The organism is Streptomyces saintjeani, assembly GCF_055409605.1.
On record NZ_CP189624.1, the window covers coordinates 1,721,202 to 1,740,165 of the forward strand.

General features: G+C 71.9%; 16 protein-coding genes. 2 read left to right on the forward strand and 14 right to left on the reverse strand.

The window, feature by feature from the left end:
* Positions 1-41: 41 nt before the first annotated feature.
* Positions 42-1,388 carry an RsmB/NOP family class I SAM-dependent RNA methyltransferase gene (locus tag ACQCO7_RS07590; RefSeq protein WP_464077169.1) on the reverse strand — a complete coding sequence of 449 codons (1,347 nt, stop codon included), beginning with the start codon at positions 1,386-1,388 and terminating at the stop codon, positions 42-44.
* Positions 1,389-1,538: 150 nt separating this feature from the next.
* Positions 1,539-2,471, reverse strand: a complete 933-nt coding sequence (gene fmt / locus ACQCO7_RS07595) for a methionyl-tRNA formyltransferase (RefSeq protein ID WP_464071093.1) — start codon at positions 2,469-2,471, stop codon at positions 1,539-1,541.
* A gap of 239 nt (positions 2,472-2,710) precedes the next feature.
* On the opposite strand from fmt, the gene ACQCO7_RS07600 reads away from it, so the two are divergent.
* Positions 2,711-3,250: a hypothetical protein gene (locus ACQCO7_RS07600; RefSeq protein ID WP_464071094.1), complete on the forward strand. Its 540-nt coding sequence runs from the start codon at positions 2,711-2,713 to the stop codon at positions 3,248-3,250.
* An 86-nt stretch (positions 3,251-3,336) separates the two neighbouring features.
* On the opposite strand, the gene ACQCO7_RS07605 is transcribed toward ACQCO7_RS07600, so the two are convergent.
* Positions 3,337-5,418 carry a primosomal protein N' gene (locus ACQCO7_RS07605; RefSeq protein ID WP_464077170.1) on the reverse strand — a complete coding sequence of 694 codons (2,082 nt, stop codon included), beginning with the start codon at positions 5,416-5,418 and terminating at the stop codon, positions 3,337-3,339.
* A 175-nt stretch (positions 5,419-5,593) separates the two neighbouring features.
* Here ACQCO7_RS07605 and ACQCO7_RS07610 point away from each other — a divergent pair, with 175 nt between their 5' ends.
* Positions 5,594-6,256, forward strand: a complete 663-nt coding sequence (locus tag ACQCO7_RS07610) for a hypothetical protein (protein ID WP_464071095.1) — start codon at positions 5,594-5,596, stop codon at positions 6,254-6,256.
* A 60-nt stretch (positions 6,257-6,316) separates the two neighbouring features.
* Here ACQCO7_RS07610 and metK read toward each other — a convergent pair whose 3' ends face one another.
* The 11 genes from metK to ACQCO7_RS07665 form a co-directional block, all read right to left on the reverse strand.
* A complete protein-coding gene (gene metK, locus ACQCO7_RS07615) occupies positions 6,317-7,525 on the reverse strand; it encodes a methionine adenosyltransferase (protein WP_464071096.1) in 1,209 nt (402 codons plus the stop codon).
* A 241-nt stretch (positions 7,526-7,766) separates the two neighbouring features.
* The gene (gene coaBC / locus ACQCO7_RS07620; RefSeq protein ID WP_464071097.1) at positions 7,767-8,969 is read right to left on the reverse strand and encodes a bifunctional phosphopantothenoylcysteine decarboxylase/phosphopantothenate--cysteine ligase CoaBC; all 1,203 of its coding nucleotides are present in this window, start codon (positions 8,967-8,969) and stop codon (positions 7,767-7,769) included.
* Between the two features lie 118 nt (positions 8,970-9,087).
* Entirely contained in the window at positions 9,088-9,357 is a 270-nt protein-coding gene (rpoZ, locus tag ACQCO7_RS07625; RefSeq protein WP_010357929.1) for a DNA-directed RNA polymerase subunit omega, read from the reverse strand.
* Positions 9,358-9,439: 82 nt separating this feature from the next.
* A complete protein-coding gene (gene gmk, locus ACQCO7_RS07630; RefSeq protein WP_029184392.1) occupies positions 9,440-10,033 on the reverse strand; it encodes a guanylate kinase in 594 nt (197 codons plus the stop codon).
* Positions 10,034-10,092: 59 nt separating this feature from the next.
* Complete coding sequence (locus ACQCO7_RS07635) at positions 10,093-10,416, reverse strand: integration host factor (protein ID WP_003977346.1); 324 nt, start codon at positions 10,414-10,416, stop codon at positions 10,093-10,095.
* A 247-nt stretch (positions 10,417-10,663) separates the two neighbouring features.
* Positions 10,664-11,500, reverse strand: coding sequence for an orotidine-5'-phosphate decarboxylase (pyrF, locus tag ACQCO7_RS07640; protein WP_464071098.1), 837 nt, complete (start codon positions 11,498-11,500; stop codon positions 10,664-10,666).
* Positions 11,497-12,597 carry a quinone-dependent dihydroorotate dehydrogenase gene (locus ACQCO7_RS07645; protein ID WP_464077171.1) on the reverse strand — a complete coding sequence of 367 codons (1,101 nt, stop codon included), beginning with the start codon at positions 12,595-12,597 and terminating at the stop codon, positions 11,497-11,499. Before ACQCO7_RS07645 ends, pyrF begins: the two co-directional genes overlap by 4 nt.
* 69 nt (positions 12,598-12,666) lie before the next feature.
* The gene (gene carB, locus ACQCO7_RS07650; protein ID WP_464071099.1) at positions 12,667-15,975 is read right to left on the reverse strand and encodes a carbamoyl-phosphate synthase large subunit; all 3,309 of its coding nucleotides are present in this window, start codon (positions 15,973-15,975) and stop codon (positions 12,667-12,669) included.
* Positions 15,968-17,110 carry a glutamine-hydrolyzing carbamoyl-phosphate synthase small subunit gene (gene carA, locus ACQCO7_RS07655; RefSeq protein WP_464071100.1) on the reverse strand — a complete coding sequence of 381 codons (1,143 nt, stop codon included), beginning with the start codon at positions 17,108-17,110 and terminating at the stop codon, positions 15,968-15,970. The genes carB and carA overlap by 8 nt, the downstream gene beginning before the upstream one ends.
* Positions 17,107-17,676: a PH-like domain-containing protein gene (locus tag ACQCO7_RS07660; RefSeq protein ID WP_464071101.1), complete on the reverse strand. Its 570-nt coding sequence runs from the start codon at positions 17,674-17,676 to the stop codon at positions 17,107-17,109. Before ACQCO7_RS07660 ends, carA begins: the two co-directional genes overlap by 4 nt.
* Positions 17,673-18,959, reverse strand: a complete 1,287-nt coding sequence (locus ACQCO7_RS07665) for a dihydroorotase (RefSeq protein WP_464071102.1) — start codon at positions 18,957-18,959, stop codon at positions 17,673-17,675. Before ACQCO7_RS07665 ends, ACQCO7_RS07660 begins: the two co-directional genes overlap by 4 nt.
* Positions 18,960-18,964 lie beyond the last annotated feature (5 nt).

Here is an 18,964-nt window from a genome sequence, read left to right on the forward strand (position 1 = left end):
GCCCTTTACCTTCGGGTGTGCGTCCACCGGGGCTCGTGCGATCATCCGACCCGGCGGATCAGTGCCAGGTACATCGCGTCCGTGCCGTGCACATGCGGCCACAGCTGTACGTCGGGACCCTCGCCCAGCCCCGGCACACCCGGCAGCAGGGGGCGCGCGTCGATCAGGTCGGCGGCCGGGAACTGCTTGAGCACGTCGGCGACGACCGCCCGCGTCTCCGCGAGGTGCGGTGAGCAGGTCGCGTACCCGACGACACCGCCGGCCCGCACCGACTCAAGCGCGGTCTTCAGCAGGCCCCGCTGCAAGGGCGCGAACCCTTCGAGGTCCTCGGGACGGCGCCGCCAGCGGGCCTCCGGGCGGCGGCGCAGGGCGCCGAGGCCGGTGCAGGGGACGTCGACGAGCACGCGGTCGAAGACCCCCGGCCGCCACGGGGGCTGGGTCCCGTCCGCCGCGATCACCTGGTACGGCCCCGGGTTGCCGGCCAGCGCCTTCGCGACCAGGCCCGCGCGGTGCGGCTGCTTCTCGGACGCCAGCAGGGTCGCGCCGCGCTCGGCGGCGAGGGCGGCGAGCAGTGCGGCTTTGCCGCCGGGGCCCGCGCAGCCGTCCAGCCAACGCCGGTCCGGCCCGTCGACCGGCGCGTTCGCGAGGGCCAGCGCGACCAGCTGACTCCCCTCGTCCTGCACGCCGGCGCGCCCCTCACGGACGGCGTCGACGGCGCCCGGCTCCCCGCCTTCCGTCAGCCTCGCGGCGTACGGCGACCAACGGCCGGGTACAGCCGCGTCCTCCTCCAGCAGCTCCCGCACGACCGACCTGCCCGGCCTCGCCACCAGGGTCACCTCGGGGCGCTCGTTGTCCGCCGCCAGCAGCTCCTCGATGCCGGCCCGGCCGCCGCCCAGCGAGTCCCACAGGGCCGAGACGATCCAGCGGGGGTGCGAGTGGACGACGGCGAGGTGCTCCTCCGGGTCGTCGTCGTAGGGCGGGGCGACCTTCCCGGTCCAGCCGTCCAGATCGTCCTGCGCGATCTTCCGGAGCACGGCGTTGACGAACTTGGCGCGCCCGTCGCCGAGCACGACACGGGCGAGTTCGACGGAGGCGGACACGGCGGCGTGGGTGGGGATCCGGGTCCCGAGCAGCTGATGCGCGCCGAGGCTCAGCACGTCCAGCACGGGCGGGTCGACCTCTCGCAGCGGCCGGTCGATACAGGCGGCGATGACGGCGTCGTACGTCCCTTGCCGCCGCAGCGTCCCGTACACCAGCTCGGTGGCGAGAGCGGCGTCCCGGCTGTCGAAATCCCCTCGCTCCCGGGCCTTCCGCAGCAACGGCGGCAACACCAGGTTCGCGTAGGCGTCCCGCTCGTCCACCGCCCGCAGCGCCTCGAACGCCAGCATCCGGACGGGGTCCTTCTTGGGCCGCCGATACGGCTTGCCGGTCTTACGGGGGTGCGCAGAGGTGTCGCTCACGAAAAGGTGCTCCGGGTCATCAAGAAAGGACAGACTTCAAGCCTACGCCGCACGGCACCGTCCGCTTCGCCCGCGTGGCTACCGCCCCAGCGTCTCCCCGTCCGCCCCCCGAACGCCCCGCGCCCAGTCCGCCGCCCGCATCGGCTTCTTCCCCTGGGCCTGGACCCACAGCAGCTCCACGGCGTACGAGCCGGTCCCGACGTACACGTTGTTCTTGCCCACGGCCAGCTGCCCCGGCGCCAGACCGCCCCGGTCGGGCAGCGGGGTCACCTGGATCAGCTTGAGGCGCTCGCCGCGGAAGGTGGTCCAGGCGCCGGGCGCGGGGGTGCAGCCCCGTACGACGCGGTCGACGCGCAGCGCCGGTGCCTGCCAGTCGACCCGGGCGTCCTCGACGGTGATCTTCGGGGCCAGGGTGATGCCCTCGGCGCTCTGCGGCACCGCCTCCAGCGTGCCGTCCTCGATCCCGTCCATGGTCGCCGCGAGCAGCCCGGCGCCGGCGAACGCGAGCCGGGTCAGGAGGTCGCCGCTCGTGTCGGTGGGCCGTACCGTCTCCGTGACGGTCCCGTACACGGGCCCGGAGTCGAGGCCCTCCTCGATGAGGAACGTGGACGCCCCGGTGATCTCGTCGCCGGCCATGATCGAGTGCTGTACGGGCGCGGCTCCCCGCCAGGCCGGCAGCAGGGAGAAGTGCAGGTTGACCCACCCCCGTGCGGGCACGTCCAGCGCGGCCTTGGGCAGCAGGGCGCCGTACGCGACGACGGGACAGCAGTCGGGCCCGATCTCGCGGAGCCGCTCCAGGAACCCGGGCTCCCGGGGCCGGCCCGGCTTCAGCACCTCGATCCCGGCCTCCATCGCCCGCTCGGCCACCGGCGACGCGACGAGCCGCCGCCCCCGCCCCGCCGGCGCGTCCGGCCGCGTCACCACGGCGACGACCTCATGCCGCCCGGACCCGATCAGAGCGTCCAGAGCGGGAACGGCGACCTCAGGGGTACCAGCGAAGACAAGCCTCATGGAAGGACGGAACCTCTCGGACGGAGCGAAGACGACCAGCACAGCAGTCTAATGAGCCGCCGGGGAAAGCCGCAGACGGCGAGTACGCCCCTCCCCAGGGCCCCCGACGGACCGGAAGCGAGCCGGGGGGCGTACGCATATGCCCATACGCCCCCACCCCGTGACCCGCGGAGCGAATCCGCGTTGGTCAAGAAAGAGTTGACCCCCTATCTCTTAACGCCGGTTCGAGAGGCTTGTTCATGGCCGACCACGCAACCCACGACGCCCAGGCCCGGGCCAGCCTGCACTTGCTGGTGCGGGACATCGAGCGGGTCCGCCGCCAGGTGGACGCACTCCGCACGCTCACCGCCCAGCTGGGCAATGTCTACCGCCCCCGCCGCTCCGGCCCCTCCACGGGCTTCGTGGTCTACGGCCGCGCCCCCGCCCCCACCGTCCGCCTCGCCCAGGAACTCCGCGACAGCGTGGAGACGCTGGTGACGGCGGCGGTCGAGTTCGACCGCTCCCTCGGCTTCTCCTGGGACGCGGTGGGCTCGGCGCTGGGCGTGACGAAGCAGGCGGTGCACCGCCGCTACGGCGCTCGCCGCGCCCCCGCCTCGGTCCCCGAACCGGCTCTCCCCCCGGACCCCGCCCGCGTCCTGAACGTGGGCGGCGGCATCACCACGGTCCCCACCGTCCCGGCGGCCCGCTCCATGCCCACCCAGCCGACGGCAGGCAGCCCCGCCCTCCGGGAGGACGCCCGCCCCGCCCCCGCCCCCTTCCCCGGCCCCCGCAACGGCTGACCCCCACCCACGCATCCCCGACATCCCTGCCCTCTCGCCCGACCACGAGAGGGCAGCGGCATTCCCCCCGGCGAACCCCGCCTCCGTCACCCGATGTCCGCCGGGTCGACGCGAATCCAGACCCGCCCCTCCTCGCCCCCACCGCCCCGGGCCATCCGCGCGGCCTGCGCCGCCTTCAACGCCGCGGCCAACGCCCCGCCCTTCCCCGGCGGCACCCGCACCAACGCCCGCTCCCACCGCTCCCCCGGCGGCGGCCCCCCGACTCTCCGGGGCCGCCCGGCAGGAGTGACCGGCACGGGGACAGGCCCCAGCACCTCGGCCTCGGCGGGCAGGTCGGCAACGGCCAGGAACCCGGTGACGGCCTCCGCGGTCCCCGCCACCGAGGCCATCCGGGAGACCGGCGGGAACCCCAGCTCCGCCCGCTCGGCCAGTTCACGCACCGCGTGCCCCACGGGATCCCACCGGACCAGCGCCTGCACCGGCCGCAGGGTCGGCTCGGCGACCACGACGACGGTGCCCCCCTCCCCCTGGGGCCGCACCAGGGCCGCCGCGGCGATCCACCTCCGCAACGCCTCCTCCCCGGCCCGCAGATCGGGCCGCCCGAGCATGGCCCACCCGTCGAGCAGCAGGGCAGCCGCGTACCCCCCGTCGGCGACGGGCTCGGCGCCGGGCGTACTCACGACGAGCGCGGGCGCCCCCGGCACGGTGTCCAGCACCTGCTCCCGCCCGGACGTCCGCACCGGCACAGCGGGAAACGCCCGCCCCAGCTCCTCGGCGGTCCGCCGGGCCCCCACGACCTGCGCCCGCAGCCGGACGCCCCCACAGGCGGGGCAGCTCCAGGAGACGTCCGTCCGCCCGCACCACCCGCACGAGAGCCCGCCCTCGTCGGTCCCCTCCAAGGGCCCGGCGCAGTGCCGGCACCGAGCGGGCTCGCGGCACTGCGCGCAGGCCATCCGGGGCACGTACCCCCGCCGGGGCACCTGCACGAGCACGGGCCCGGACTTCAGCCCCTCCCGCACGGCCTGCCAGGCAAGGGTCGGCAGGCGGGCGGCCCGCGCCGCCTCGTCCCGCGCGAGATCCTGGTCCCCCACGGTCCGCACCAGCGGCGCGGCCGACCGCACCTGCTCCCGCCGGGCGACGATCGGCCGGGCCCACCCGCTCTCGACGAGCTGGGCGGCCTCGACGGTGCAGCTCCAGCTCCCCAGCAGGAACGCGCACTTCTCCTGGGCGGCCCGCAGCAGCAGCACGTCCCGCACATGCGGCTGCGGGGCATGCGGTTCGCTGTGGCTCCCGTCCCCGTCGTCCCACACGACGACGAGCCCCAGCTCCCGCACCGGCGCGAACATCGCGGCCCGGGTCCCCACGACGGCCCGCACACTCCCCCGCAGGACGGCGAGCCACTCCCGGTACCGCTTCTCGGGCCCGGCGTCGGCGGTCAGCACGGCATGCCGCCCCTCCCCCAGCACCCGCGTCAACGCGGCATCGACCCGCCCCACGGCCCGCCCGTCGGGTACGACGACGAGGGCCCCCCGCCCCGAAGCGAGCGTGGCCCCCACGGCCCGGGCCACTTCCTCGCTCCACGTACTCCCCGGCAGGGCGTTCCACACGGCCCGGGGCGCCCCGCCCCGCCCGAGCGCCTCGACGAACGCGCCGCCGGCCTCGTACCGCTCCCAGGACCCGGCCGACGGCATCGCGGGCGGCCCCAGCGGCGCGGGCGAAGCCTTCTGCTCGGCCCGGGCACTGCGCGGCGGCACGGCGAGCTGCAACACGTCGGCGAGACTCCCGGCGTACCGGTCGGCGACCCCCCGGGCGAGCGCGAGCAGCTGAGGCCCCAGCACGACTTCGGGCGAGACGACCTGCGCCAGCGCGGCCAGGGGTCCGGAGTACTCGGACCGGGCGACCCGCTCCACCAGGAACCCGTCGATCAGCGCGCCCCCCTCCCGCCGCCCGCCCCGCACCTTCCCCCGCCCGGCCCCGAACCGCACCCGCACCCGCACCCCGGGCTGAGCCACCTCATCCAGCTCGGCAGGCACGGCGTAATCGAACAGCCGGTCCAGATGCAGCACCCCTTTGTCCACCAGCACCCGGGCCACCGGCAGCTCCCCCGCCAACGCGGCCCCCCGCCAGGTCCCCGGCTTGGCCCGCGCCTTCTTCACCCCTGCCCGCATAAAAGCCAACTGCTCAGCCCCCACCTCGCCCCCACTCCCCGACCCGCTCCCACTGCTCACACCCTCATAGATACCAAACGCCACTGACAACGCCCCTCCGCCCTGCGCGGGCCGCGGGCAGCGGGCCGTGAAGTCGGCGGTTCCGTTTCCCGGGAAGAGGCGCTTGGATGTTCGGATGACCGCACACGACGTCGCCCAGGGTCTGCCCGACATCACCGCGCTGCGTGACCACTGCCGCTCACTGGCCGTGCTGGAGGCGGTGCTGAGCCCGGAGTGGGGGAATCGCTACCACTCCTTCGACACGGACTGGTCGGAGAGCGAGGAGGCCGCGTCGATGCGCAACGGCTCGGGGGACGAGTACTCCATCGTCTTCTCCCCGGCCGGCGCCTATCTGCGCGGCTTCGCCCACGAGTCGCCCATGAGCCCGTACGGGAACGACGGCCCCTGGCCGGGGGTTCTCGACGAGGTCCCCGAGGATTTCGCCCCGTACGTCGACGAGCCCGCGTTCAGCGACGACGGCATGCCCGTCGTCACCGTCTGTCTGTGGCGGCGGACCGGGGACGAGGGCTGGTCGGCGGGCGCCATCGACTACCCGGAGTCGCTCCACGGGGACCCGGACGGCGCCGGGTCCCTGTTCGCGCTGCTCACGGACCGCAGCGCGGAGGCGTTCCAGGAGTGGGCTCAGGACTACTACGAGACCGAGGTGGACCTGGAGGCGATACGCCACGTCCTCGCCTCACGCCCGCTGACCGAGGAGGTCGTCACCCGGCTGAACCCGGAGGTGACCCTCGCCGCCCTGGCCAAGGAGCTGGCCGGGGCGGGTTACCCGAAGGCGTGACACGCACCGAGGCCCGGCGCCCCACCGGGACACCGGGCCTCGCGCGAAACAACCGGGAACTTACAGCCCCGCGGCCTTCTTCAGCGCCTCCACCCGGTCCGTCCGCTCCCACGTGAAGTCGGGCAGCTCGCGGCCGAAGTGCCCGTACGCGGCGGTCTGCGCGTAGATCGGCCGCAGCAGGTCGAGGTCGCGGATGATCGCGGCGGGACGGAGGTCGAAGACCTCGTCGATGGCCTTCTCAATCTTGTCCGTGTCGATCGTGTGCGTGCCGAAGGTCTCGACGAAGAGACCGACGGGCTCGGCCTTGCCGATCGCGTACGCGACCTGGACCTCGCACCGGGACGCGAGCCCCGCGGCGACGACGTTCTTGGCGACCCAGCGCATCGCGTACGCGGCCGAGCGGTCGACCTTGGACGGGTCCTTGCCCGAGAACGCGCCGCCGCCGTGGCGGGCGAAGCCGCCGTACGTGTCGATGATGATCTTGCGGCCGGTGAGGCCGGCGTCGCCCATCGGGCCGCCGATCTCGAAACGGCCGGTCGGGTTCACCAGCAGGCGGTAGTTCTCGGTGTCGAGCTTGATGCCGTCGTCCAGCAGGGCCTTCAGCTCGGCCTCGACCACGAACTCGCGGATGTCGGGCGCGAGCAGGGACTCCAGGTCGATGTCGGAGGCGTGCTGCGAGGAGACGACGACCGTGTCGAGGCGGACGGCCTTGTCGCCGTCGTACTCGATGGTGACCTGGGTCTTGCCGTCGGGGCGCAGGTAGGGGATGGTCCCGTTCTTGCGGACGTCCGAGAGACGCTTGGAGAGGCGGTGCGCGAGGAAGATCGGCAACGGCATGAGGGTCGGCGTCTCGTCGGACGCGTAACCGAACATCAGGCCCTGGTCACCGGCGCCCTGCTTGTCGAGCTCGTCCTCGTCGCCTTCGACACGGGACTCGTAGGCGGTGTCGACACCCTGCGCGATGTCCGGGGACTGTGCGCCGATGGACACGGAGACACCGCAGGAAGCGCCGTCGAAGCCCTTCTTCGACGAGTCGTAGCCGATCTCCAGGATCTTCTCCCGCACCAGCTGCGGGATCGGCGCGTACGCCTGGGTGGTGACCTCACCGGCGACGTGCACGAGGCCGGTGGTGATCAGCGTCTCGACGGCGACGCGGGACGTGGGGTCCTCGCGCAGCAGCGCGTCGAGAATCGTGTCGCTGATCTGGTCAGCGATCTTGTCGGGGTGACCTTCGGTCACGGACTCCGAGGTGAACAGGCGACGGGACACAACGCTCCCTGTGGTTGCAGCGGCTGCTGGCTGATCATTGGTGGACCCGCCGGGAGCTGCGCCCGGAGTGGTCCGGGAACAGCTTATCGGTCGTGCCTCGCCACCGGCCCACCTGTCTCGCCTCTCGGGAGCGCCGTGAGCTGCGGCACGGGCATTCTGACCGATGTCCAGCGACCTTGGCCAGAGCCGCCGCTCCCGATTCGAGCGAGTCTCCAGTGGTTCCGGGGTGCGCATCCAAGCGTTATTCGAGGCGCCGCGTCACCAGGTCCCACACGATTTCGGCCAGTTCCTCCTTGGGCCCGTGGGGTACGGCGGTCTCACTGCCGTCGGCGCCGAGGACGACCGCCTCGTTCTCCTCCGAGCCGAAGGTGCGGCTCTCCCCCACCTCGTTCACGACCAGCAGATCGCAGCCCTTGCGGGCGAGTTTCGCGCGCCCGTTGGCGAGGACGTCGTCGGTCTCGGCGGCGAACCCGACGATCACCTGTCCGGGGCGGGAACGGCTCTGGGAGATCTCCGCGAGGATGTCCGGATTCCGTACGAGAACGACGGGCTCCGGTTCCTGGCCGTCCTTCTTCTTGATCTTCCCGGCCGCGTAGGTCCCGGGCCGGAAGTCCGCGACGGCCGCCGCCATCACGACCGCGTCGGCGTCCGTTGCGTGTTTCAGCACCGCCTCCCGCATCTGGACGGCCGTCCCGACGGGTACGACGTCGACGCCGGCCGGGTCCGGGAGGCTCGCGTTCGCCGCGATCAGCGTGACGCGGGCGCCACGCGCCGCCGCCGTACGCGCGAGGGCGTAGCCCTGTTTGCCGGAGGAGCGGTTGCCGAGGAAGCGCACGGGGTCGAGGGGTTCGCGGGTGCCGCCGGCGGTGATGAGGACGTGCCGTCCGGCGAGGTCGGGCTCGCGCACCCCGCGCGTCAGGACCCTTCGGCAGACCTCGAAGATCTCGGCCGGGTCGGGGAGGCGGCCCTTGCCGGTGTCGACGCCGGTGAGGCGGCCCACGGCGGGCTCGATGACGACGGCTCCCCGGCGGCGCAGCGTCGCCACGTTCTCCCGCGTCGCCGGGTGCTCCCACATCTCCGTGTGCATCGCGGGGGCGAAGACCACGGGACAGCGGGCGGTCAGGAGCGTGTTGGTGAGGAGGTCGTCCGCGAGGCCGTGGGCGGCCTTGGCGAGCAGGTCGGCGGTGGCGGGGGCGACGACGACGAGGTCGGCGCCCTGGCCGATGCGGACGTGCGGCACCTCGCGGACGTCGTCCCAGACCTCGGTGGAGACCGGGTGGCCGGAGAGCGCGGACCAGGTCGCGGCGCCGACGAAGTGCAGCGCGGAGGCGGTGGGGACGACACGGACGTCATGGCCCGACTCGGTCAGTCTGCGCAGCAGCTCGCACGCCTTGTACGCGGCGATGCCACCGCTGACCCCCAGGACGACCTTGGGCTTGTCCACGTCACTACCCCTCTCGGAAATCCGTACGACCCCATGACACACCACAGGCCCGGCAAGGTGCTTGCCGGGCCTGTGGATAAGTCAGTCGCGAGCTGACAGTCGTACTTATGAGCCGTACTTACGCCGGGTCCGGAACGGCCTCGGACGTCAGCAGACCCGCGTTGATCTCGCGCAGCGCGATCGACAGCGGCTTCTCGTGGACGTGCGTGTCGACGAGGGGACCGACGTACTCCAGGAGGCCCTCACCGAGCTGCGAGTAGTACGCGTTGATCTGGCGGGCGCGCTTGGCCGCGTAGATCACGAGGCTGTACTTCGAGTCCGTGGCTTCGAGGAGCTCGTCGATCGGAGGGTTGATGATGCCCTCGGGCGCGGAGATGGAAGAGGACACGCTCTACCTTCCGTGGATGGGAGAAATCTCAGACTGTGTTGTCTCGGACTGTGTTGTCCAAAGACATTGGTGACCGTAACGGTCACACCACATCCATCAAGGCTAGCAGCTCACGCGCCACATCCTCGACAGAGGTGTTGACCAGCGTCTCGTCGAACTCGGGCTCGGCCGCGAGCTCGACCTTGGCGGCGTCGAGGCGGCGCTCGATCACGTCGGGCGCCTCGGTGCCCCGCCCGGTGAGCCTGCGCACCAGCTCCTCCCAGGAGGGCGGCGCGAGGAACACGAGCTGGGCGTCGGCCATGGACTCGCGGACCTGCCGGGCACCCTGGAGGTCGATCTCCAGGAGCACCGGCTCGCCGTTCTCCAGCCGCTCCAGCACGGCCGTACGGGGCGTGCCGTAGCGGTTGCCGGCGAACTCGGCCCACTCCAGCAGCTCGCCGTTGGCGATCAGCTTGTCCATCTCGTCGTCGCCGACGAAGAAGTAGTGGACGCCGTGCTTCTCACCCGGACGGGGCTTACGGGTCGTCGCCGACACCGACAGCCACACCTCCGGGTGGGCCTTGCGCATATGGGCGACGACCGTGCTCTTGCCGACCCCTGAGGGGCCGGAGAGCACGGTCAGCCGCGGACGTACGTCCGGGGGCTCGGGGGTCGTCCCCCGGAATGTTGCAGCCATGCAGCGATTATTCCAGCAATCCCGGAGTACCCGGGACGCCCTGCCCGGCGGCGCCGGGTTCAGGAACCGGTGCTGCCGAACTCACGCTCCAGGGACGCGATCTGGTTGGAGCCGAGGCCGCGCACACGGCGGCTCTCGGAGATGCCGAGTCGCTCCATGATCTGCTTGGCGCGGACCTTGCCCACGCCGGGCAGCGACTCCAGCAGTGCGGAGACCTTCATCTTGCCGATGACGTCGTTCTCCTGGCCCTGCTTGATGACCTCGTGCAGGGAGGCGCCGGAGTGCTTGAGTCGATTCTTGACCTCGGCCCGCTCCCGGCGAGCCGCGGCGGCCTTTTCGAGCGCGGCTGCGCGCTGTTCGGGGGTAAGGGGCGGAAGAGCCACGCCTACGTCACCTCGGATGTCGAACTGTCGGATACGGACCGGTGAGGAACCTAGTCGCCCCACACCTGACGAGCGACGAGCAACACGCTTGCCCGTTCACTCTCCGTCGGAGACTAGCGGCCAACTCCGCCTGAGTCAGCGAGAACAGCGGAAAAGTCCTGGTCAGCCTCTACGGGACCGGACATATGCCGCGAACCTCCCCGGATTTGAGGCTGTATCCATCCTCAAGTCGGCGAGAACCGGCCGGTCAGGCCGACCCCACCGCCTCCCGGACCTCCCCGGAAAACCGCTCGACGGCCTCCCGCAGTGCCTTCACGTCGGGTCCGGACCGCAGAACGCCCCGGCTCACGTTCGGTACCACGCGAGACAGCGCGGCCCCGAACACGCGGGGCAGATCGGCGGGCGTCGCCCCCTGCGCCCCCACGCCGGGCGCGAGCAGCGCCCCGCCCATGTCGAGGTCGTACGAGGACAGGTCGCCCAGCGTCGCCCCGACGACCGCCCCGAAGGAGCCGAGCGGCTCCTCGCCGGCGTTCTCGGCGGCGAGGTGGGACAGGATCGTCGCCGCCACGCTGCGTCCGTCGGCGCGGACCGCGTGCTGGACCTCGCCGCCCTCGGGGTTGGAGGTCAGCGCGAGGACGAACAGCCCGCACCCGTTCTCCCGCGCGAGCGCGACGGCGGGCGCGAGGGAGCCGTACCCGAGATACGGCGAGACGGTCAGCGCGTCGGAGAACAGCGGCGAGCCGGGCGAGAGGAACGCCTCGGCGTAGGCGGCCATCGTGGAGCCGATGTCCCCGCGCTTGGCGTCCATGAGGACCAGCGCGCCCGCCGCACGGGCCTCGGTGACGGACTTCTCCAGGACGGCGACCCCGCGCGACCCGAACCGCTCGAAGAACGCGCTCTGCGGCTTGAGCACGGCGACCCGGTCCGCGACGGCCTCGACGACGGTCCGGCTGAACCGTTCGAGCCCGGCGACGTCGTCGTCGAGACCCCACTCGGCGAGCAGCGAGGCGTGCGGGTCGATGCCCACGCACAGCGGTCCCCGCTCGTCCATCGCCCGGCGCAGGCGCGTACCGAAGGTGCTCATGCCGTCTTCCTCACGTCGGCGCCGACCGCGTCGGCGAGGGTGGCGTACGGGCTCGTGCGCAGGCGCGCGGTGAGCCCCTTGTGGATCGCGCGGGTCCAGAAGGGCCCCTGGTAGATGAACGCGCTGTAGCCCTGGACGAGCGTCGCGCCCGCGAGGATCCGCTCCCAGACGTCCTCGGCGCTCTCGACGCCCCCGACCCCCACGAGGGTGATCCGGTCGCCCACACGCGCGTACAAGCGCCTCAGGACCTCCAGGGAGCGCGCCTTGAGGGGCGCGCCGGAGAGCCCGCCGGTCTCCTCGGTCAGCGACGTCCCGGAAAGCAGCCCTTCGCGCGCGATGGTGGTGTTGGTCGCGATGATCCCGTCCAGACCCAGTTCGGCGGCGAGGTCGGCGACGGCGTCGACGTCGTCGTCCGCGAGGTCCGGCGCGATCTTCACGAGCAGCGGCACCCGGCGACCGGGTACGACACGGTCGGCGGCCTCGCGCACGGCGCCGAGAAGCGGTCGCAAGTGATCAACGGCTTGCAGATTCCGCAGCCCGGGCGTGTTCGGCGAGGACACGTTGACGACGAGGTAGTCGGCGTACGGGGCGAGCCGCTCGGCGGACTTCACGTAGTCCCCGATCGCCTCCGCCTCCGGTACGGCCTTGGTCTTGCCGATGTTGACGCCGACGACGGTCCTGAACACGGCCTCCCGGGACGCGAGGCGCGCGGCGACGCGCAGGGAGCCGTCGTTGTTGAACCCCATGCGGTTGATCAGCGCGCGGTCGGGCACCAGCCGGAACAGCCGCTTCTTGGGGTTGCCGTCCTGCGCCTCCCCCGTCACGGTCCCGATCTCGACGTGGTCGAACCCCATCATCGCCATCCCGTCGACCGCGACGGCGTTCTTGTCGAACCCGGCGGCGAGCCCGAACGGCCCGTGCATCCGCAGCCCGAACGCCTCGGTGCGCAGCTCCTTGGAGCGGGGCGCGAGCGCGGCGGCGAGGAACGTCCGCAGCACGGGCACGCGCGCGGCGAGGCGGATCCACCGGAAGGCCAGGTGGTGGGCCTTCTCGGCGTCCATGCGCTGGAAGAAGAGTCGGAAGAACAGGTTGTACATAACTCCCCAGAGGGTCCCCATACGGAGGGGGACACCGTTCCCGGTGTCCCCCCTGTGGCTGCCTGGCTGCTAGTCCCGTGCCGCTGTCAGCTGCTCGGCGTGTTCCTGGAGCGAGCGCACGCCCACGTCGCCGTGGTTGAGCGCGTCGATGCCCTGGACGGCCGCCGCGAGCGCCTGGACGGTCGTCAGGCAGGGCACGGAGCGGGCGACAGCCGCCGTACGGATCTCGTAGCCGTCGAGCCGGCCGCCGGTGCCGTACGGGGTGTTGACGATGAGGTCGACCTCGCCGTCGTGGATGAGCTGGACGATCGTCTTCTCGCCCGCCGGGCCCTCGCCCTCGCTGAGCTTGCGGACGATCGTCGCGTTGATGCCGTTGCGCTTGAGGACCTCGGCCGTGCCGGACGTCGCGAGGAGTTCGAAGCCGTGGGCGACGAGTTCGCGCGCCGGGAAGATCATCGAGCGCTTGTCGCGGTTGGCGACGGAGATGAACGCGCGGCCCTTGGTGGGCAGCGGCCCGTACGCGCCCGCCTGCGACTTGGCGTACGCCGTGCCGAAGACGGAGTCGATGCCCATGACCTCGCCGGTGGAGCGCATCTCCGGGCCGAGGACCGTGTCGACGCCCCGGCCGTGGATGTCGCGGAACCGCGACCACGGCATGACGGCCTCCTTGACGGAGATCGGCGCGTCCATGGGCAGCTCGCCGCCGTCCCCGCGCGCGGGGAGCAGCCCCTCGGCGCGCAGCTCGGCGACGGTCGCGCCCAGGGAGATCCGGGCGGCGGCCTTGGCGAGCGGCACGGCGGTCGCCTTGGAGGTGAAGGGGACCGTGCGCGACGCGCGCGGGTTGGCCTCCAGGACGTACAGGATGTCCCCGGCCATCGCGAACTGGATGTTGATCAGACCGCGGACGCCGACCCCGCGCGCGATGGCCTCCGTGGAGGCGCGCAGCCGCTTGATGTCGTGGCCGCCGAGGGTGATCGGGGGCAGCGCGCACGCCGAGTCGCCGGAGTGGATGCCGGCCTCCTCGATGTGCTCCATGACGCCGCCGAGGTACAGCTCCCGGCCGTCGTAGAGCGCGTCCACGTCGATCTCGATGGCGTCGTCGAGGAACCGGTCGACGAGGACCGGCCGCGAGGGGCTGATCTCGGTCGACTCGGCGATGTAGGACTCCAGCCGGGTCTCGTCGTACACGATCTCCATGCCGCGCCCGCCGAGGACGTACGAGGGCCGCACCAGGACCGGGTAGCCGATCTCGTCGGCGATGGCCTTGGCGCCCGTGAAGGTGGTCGCCGTGCCGTGCTTGGGGGCCGGCAGGCCCGCGTCGGCGAGGACCTGCCCGAAGGCGCCCCGGTCCTCGGCCGCGTGGATCGCCTCGGGGGGCGTGCCGACGATCGGTACGCCGTTGTCCTTGAGCGCCTGCGCGAGGCCCAGCGGCGTCTGCCCGCCGAGCTGGACGACGACCCCGGCGACCGGCCCGGCCTGCGTCTCCGCGTGGACGATCTCCAGGACGTCCTCCAGGGTGAGCGGCTCGAAGTAGAGCCGGTCGGAGGTGTCGTAGTCGGTGGAGACGGTCTCGGGGTTGCAGTTGACCATCACGGTCTCGTACCCGGCGTCGGACAGCGCGAAGGAGGCGTGCACGCAGGAGTAGTCGAACTCGATGCCCTGGCCGATGCGGTTGGGGCCCGAGCCGAGGATGATGACGGCCGGCTTCTCGCGCGGGGCGACCTCGGTCTCCTCGTCGTAGGAAGAGTAGAAGTACGGGGTCTTCGCGGCGAACTCGGCGGCGCAGGTGTCGACCGTCTTGTAGACCGGGCGCACGCCCAGCGCGTGCCGGACCTCGCGGACGACGTCCTCGCGCAGGCCCCGGATCTCCGCGATCTGCTGGTCGGAGAAGCCGTGCCGCTTGGCCTCCGCGAGCAGGCCGGCGTCGAGGCGCTCGGCGGCGGCCAGCTCGTCGGCGGTCTCCTTGATCAGGAAGAGCTGGTCGACGAACCAGGGGTCGATCTTCGTGTACGCGAAGACCTCCTCGGGCGTGGCGCCCGCGCGGATGGCCTCCATGACGGTGTTGATGCGGCCGTCGGTGGGGCGTACGGACGCCTCCAGCAGCTCGGTCTTGTCGCCCGTCTCGCCGACGAACGTGAACTGCGAGCCCTTCTTCTCCAGCGACCGCAGCGCCTTCTGGAACGCCTCGGTGAAGTTGCGCCCGATGGCCATCGCCTCGCCGACCGACTTCATGGTCGTCGTCAGCGTCGAGTCGGCCTGCGGGAACTTCTCGAACGCGAACCGGGGCGCCTTGACGACGACGTAGTCGAGCGTCGGCTCGAAGGACGCCGGGGTCTCCCGCGTGATGTCGTTCGGGATCTCGTCGAGCGTGTAGCCGACGGCGAGCTTCGCGGCGATCTTGGCGATCGGGAAGCCGGTCGCCTTGGAGGCGAGCGCCGAAGACCGGGACACGCGCGGGTTCATCTCGATGACGATGACGCGGCCGTCCTCGGGGTTGACCGCGAACTGGATGTTGCAGCCGCCCGTGTCGACGCCGACCTCGCGGATCACGGCGATGCCGATGTCCCGCAGGATCTGGTACTCGCGGTCGGTGAGCGTCATCGAGGGGGCGACGGTGATCGAGTCGCCGGTGTGCACGCCCATCGGGTCGAAGTTCTCGATGGAGCAGACGACCACGACGTTGTCGTGCTTGTCGCGCATCAGCTCCAGCTCGTACTCCTTCCAGCCGAGGATGGACTCCTCCAGGAGCACCTCGGTGGTCGGCGACAGCGTGAGCCCCTGCCCGGCGATGCGGCGCAGTTCCTCCTCGTCGTGCGCGAACCCGGAACCGGCGCCGCCCATCGTGAAGGAGGGGCGGACGACGACGGGGTAGCCGCCGAGCGTGCCGACGCCCGCGATCACCTCGTCCATGGTGTGGCAGATGACCGAGCGCGCGGACTCGCCGTGCCCGATCTTCGCGTTGACGGCCTCGACGACCTCCTTGAACAGCTCGCGGTCCTCGCCCTTGTTGATGGCCTCGACGTTCGCGCCGATCAGCTCCACGCCGTACTTCTCCAGGACGCCGTTCTCGGCGAGGGAGATGGCCGTGTTGAGGGCCGTCTGGCCGCCCAGGGTCGGCAGCAGCGCGTCCGGGCGCTCCTTGGCGATGATCTTCTCGACGAACTCGGGGGTGATCGGCTCGACGTAGGTCGCGTCGGCGATCTCCGGGTCGGTCATGATCGTCGCCGGGTTGGAGTTGACCAGAACGACCCTGAGGCCCTCGGCGCGCAGGACGCGGCATGCCTGGGTGCCGGAGTAGTCGAACTCGGCGGCCTGGCCGATGACGATCGGGCCGGAGCCGATGACCAGGACGGACTGGATATCGGTGCGCTTAGGCACGCTGGCCCTCCAACAAAGTCACGAAGCGGTCGAACAGGTAGGCGGCGTCGTGCGGGCCCGCCGCCGCTTCGGGGTGGTACTGGACGGAGAAGGCGGGCTGGTCGAGCAGCCGCAGGCCCTCCACCACGTCGTCATTGAGGCACACGTGGGAGACCTCGGCACGCCCGAACGGGGTCTCGCTGACCCTGTCGAGGGGCGCGTCGACGGCGAAGCCGTGGTTGTGCGCGGTGACCTCGACCTTGCCGGTCGTCCGGTCCTGCACGGGCTGGTTGATGCCGCGGTGGCCGTACTTCAGCTTGTAGGTGCCGAAGCCGAGGGCGCGGCCGAGGATCTGGTTGCCGAAGCAGATGCCGAACAGCGGCGTCCTGCGCGCGAGGACGGCCGTCATGAGGGCGACGGGGCCTTCGGCGGTGGCGGGGTCGCCGGGGCCGTTGGAGAAGAACACGCCGTCGGGGTTGACGGCGTACACGTCCTCCTCGGTCGCCGTGGCGGGCAGGACGTGCACCTCGATGCCGCGCTCGGCCATGCGGTGCGGGGTCATGCCCTTGATGCCGAGGTCGATCGCGGCGACGGTGAACCGCTTCTCGCCGACCGCGGGGACGACGTACGCCTCCTTGGTGGCGACCTCCTCGTACAGGCTCAGGCCCTTCATCGGGGGCTGCGCCTGGACGCGTGCGACGAGGTCGGACTCCGGTGCGATCGTCGTACCGGAGAAGATCCCGGCACGCATCGAGCCGCGTTCGCGCAGGTGGCGGGTGAGGGCGCGGGTGTCGACGCCGGAGATACCGACGACGCTCTGCGCCACCAGTTCAGCGTCCAGCGAACGCTTGGCGCGCCAGTTGGACGGCACGCGCGCGGGGTCGCGGACGACGTAGCCGGAGACCCAGATGCGGGACGACTCGTCGTCCTCGTCGTTCCAGCCCGTGTTGCCGATCTGCGGGGCGGTCGCGACCACGATCTGGCGGTCGTACGACGGGTCGGTGAGGGTCTCCTGGTAGCCGGTCATGCCGGTGGAGAACACCGCTTCGCCGAAGGTCTCCCCCACGGCCCCGTAGGCACGGCCCCGGAAGACCCGGCCGTCCTCCAGGACGAGTACGGCGGGAGTCTTGTCGGCTCCCCTGGTGGAGGTCGTCATCGTTCGGCGCCTTCCGTCTGGTTGTTCTTGATCATGGAGTTGATGGCCTCGACCCAGTCCGTGTGCTCGGCCGCGTGGTCCGAGCGGAAACCGGAGTCGATCAGCTTGTCGCCGTGCGCCCAGGTCACCACGAGGAGGCCGCCCTCGCTGAGGACCTTGCCCGCGATGCCCTTGCCGAGCAGCGCCTCGCGCAACGCGCCGGCCGGTACGAAGAAGTCGGTGGCACCGGGCCGTACGACGTCCAGGCCGGCGTCCGTCAGGGTCAGCTCGACCCGGCTGCGGGTGCCCAGGCCGTGGGCGACGATGCGGTCCAGCCACTGACCGGCGGTGGTGGAGCCGTGGTAGCGGCCGGTCATCGTCAGTTTCGCCTCGCCGGGCGAACCGGGCGCGGCGGGAAGCTCCGGGAGGTCGCTCTGGAGGGTGCCGCGCCACTTCCAGCCCTCGCGCATCAGCCAGTAGACGAGCGCGACGAACAGGCAGAGTCCGACGACCCAGCCGATCCGCGCGGCCCAGTCCGTCACCGGGGCCGACTCCTGGCCGGCCGCGATCAGTAGTGCAGATGTCACGTGAGCTTCCCGTCGACGAGCGTGGCCTTGCCCCGCAGCCACGTGTGCGTCACGCGGCCCGGCAGCTCACGCCCCTCGTACGGGGTGTTCCGGCTGCGCGAGGCGAAGCCCGCGGGGTCCACGGACCCACGGTATGCCGTGTCGACGAGCGTGAGGTTGGCGGGCTCACCTGCCGAGACAGGGCGGCCGTGGCCTGTCGCGCGGCCGATCTCGGCCGGCTTGGACGACATGCGCTCGGCGACCCCGGCCCAGTCCAGCAGGCCCGTCTCCACCATGGTCTCCTGCACCACCGACAACGCGGTCTCCAGGCCGACCATCCCCATCGCGGCGGCGGCCCACTCGCAGTCCTTGTCCTCGTGCGGGTGCGGGGCGTGGTCGGTGGCGACGATGTCGATCGTGCCGTCGGCGAGCGCCTCGCGCAGGGCGCGGACGTCCCGCTCGGTGCGCAGCGGCGGGTTGACCTTGTAGACCGGGTCGTACGACCGGACCAGCTCGTCGGTGAGGAGGAGGTGGTGCGGGGTGACCTCGGCGGTGACGTCGATGCCGCGGGACTTGGCCCAGCGGACGATCTCGACGGACCCGGCGGTCGAGAGGTGGCAGATGTGCACGCGCGAGCCGACGTGCTCGGCCAGCAGCACGTCCCGCGCGATGATCGACTCCTCGGCGACGGCGGGCCAGCCCCCGAGGCCCAGCTCGGCGGAGACGACGCCCTCGTTCATCTGGGCGCCCTCGGTCAGCCGGGGTTCCTGCGCGTGCTGCGCGACGACCCCGCCGAACGCCTTCACGTACTCCAGCGCGCGGCGCATGATCACCGCGTCGTCCACGCACTTGCCGTCGTCGGAGAAGACCGTCACCCCGGCCGCCGACTCGTGCATCGCGCCCAGCTCGGCGAGCTTCTTGCCCTCCAGGCCGACGGTGACGGCGCCGATGGGCTGCACGTCGCAGTAGCCGTGCTCCTGCCCGAGCCGGTAGACCTGCTCGACGACGCCGGCCGTGTCGGCGACGGGGAACGTGTTGGCCATGGCGAAGACGGCCGTGTAGCCGCCGGAGGCCGCCGCGCGCGTGCCGGTGAGGACGGTCTCGGAGTCCTCGCGGCCGGGCTCGCGCAGGTGGGTGTGGAGGTCGACGAGGCCGGGCAGCAGGACCTTTCCGGCCGCCTCGACGACGTCGGCGCCCTCGGCGGACAGACCCACGCCGACCTCGGCGATGGTGTCCCCGTCGATCAGCACGTCCTGCGGCTCGCCGCCGAGCACCTTCGCACCACGGATCAGGATCTTGCTCATGGGTC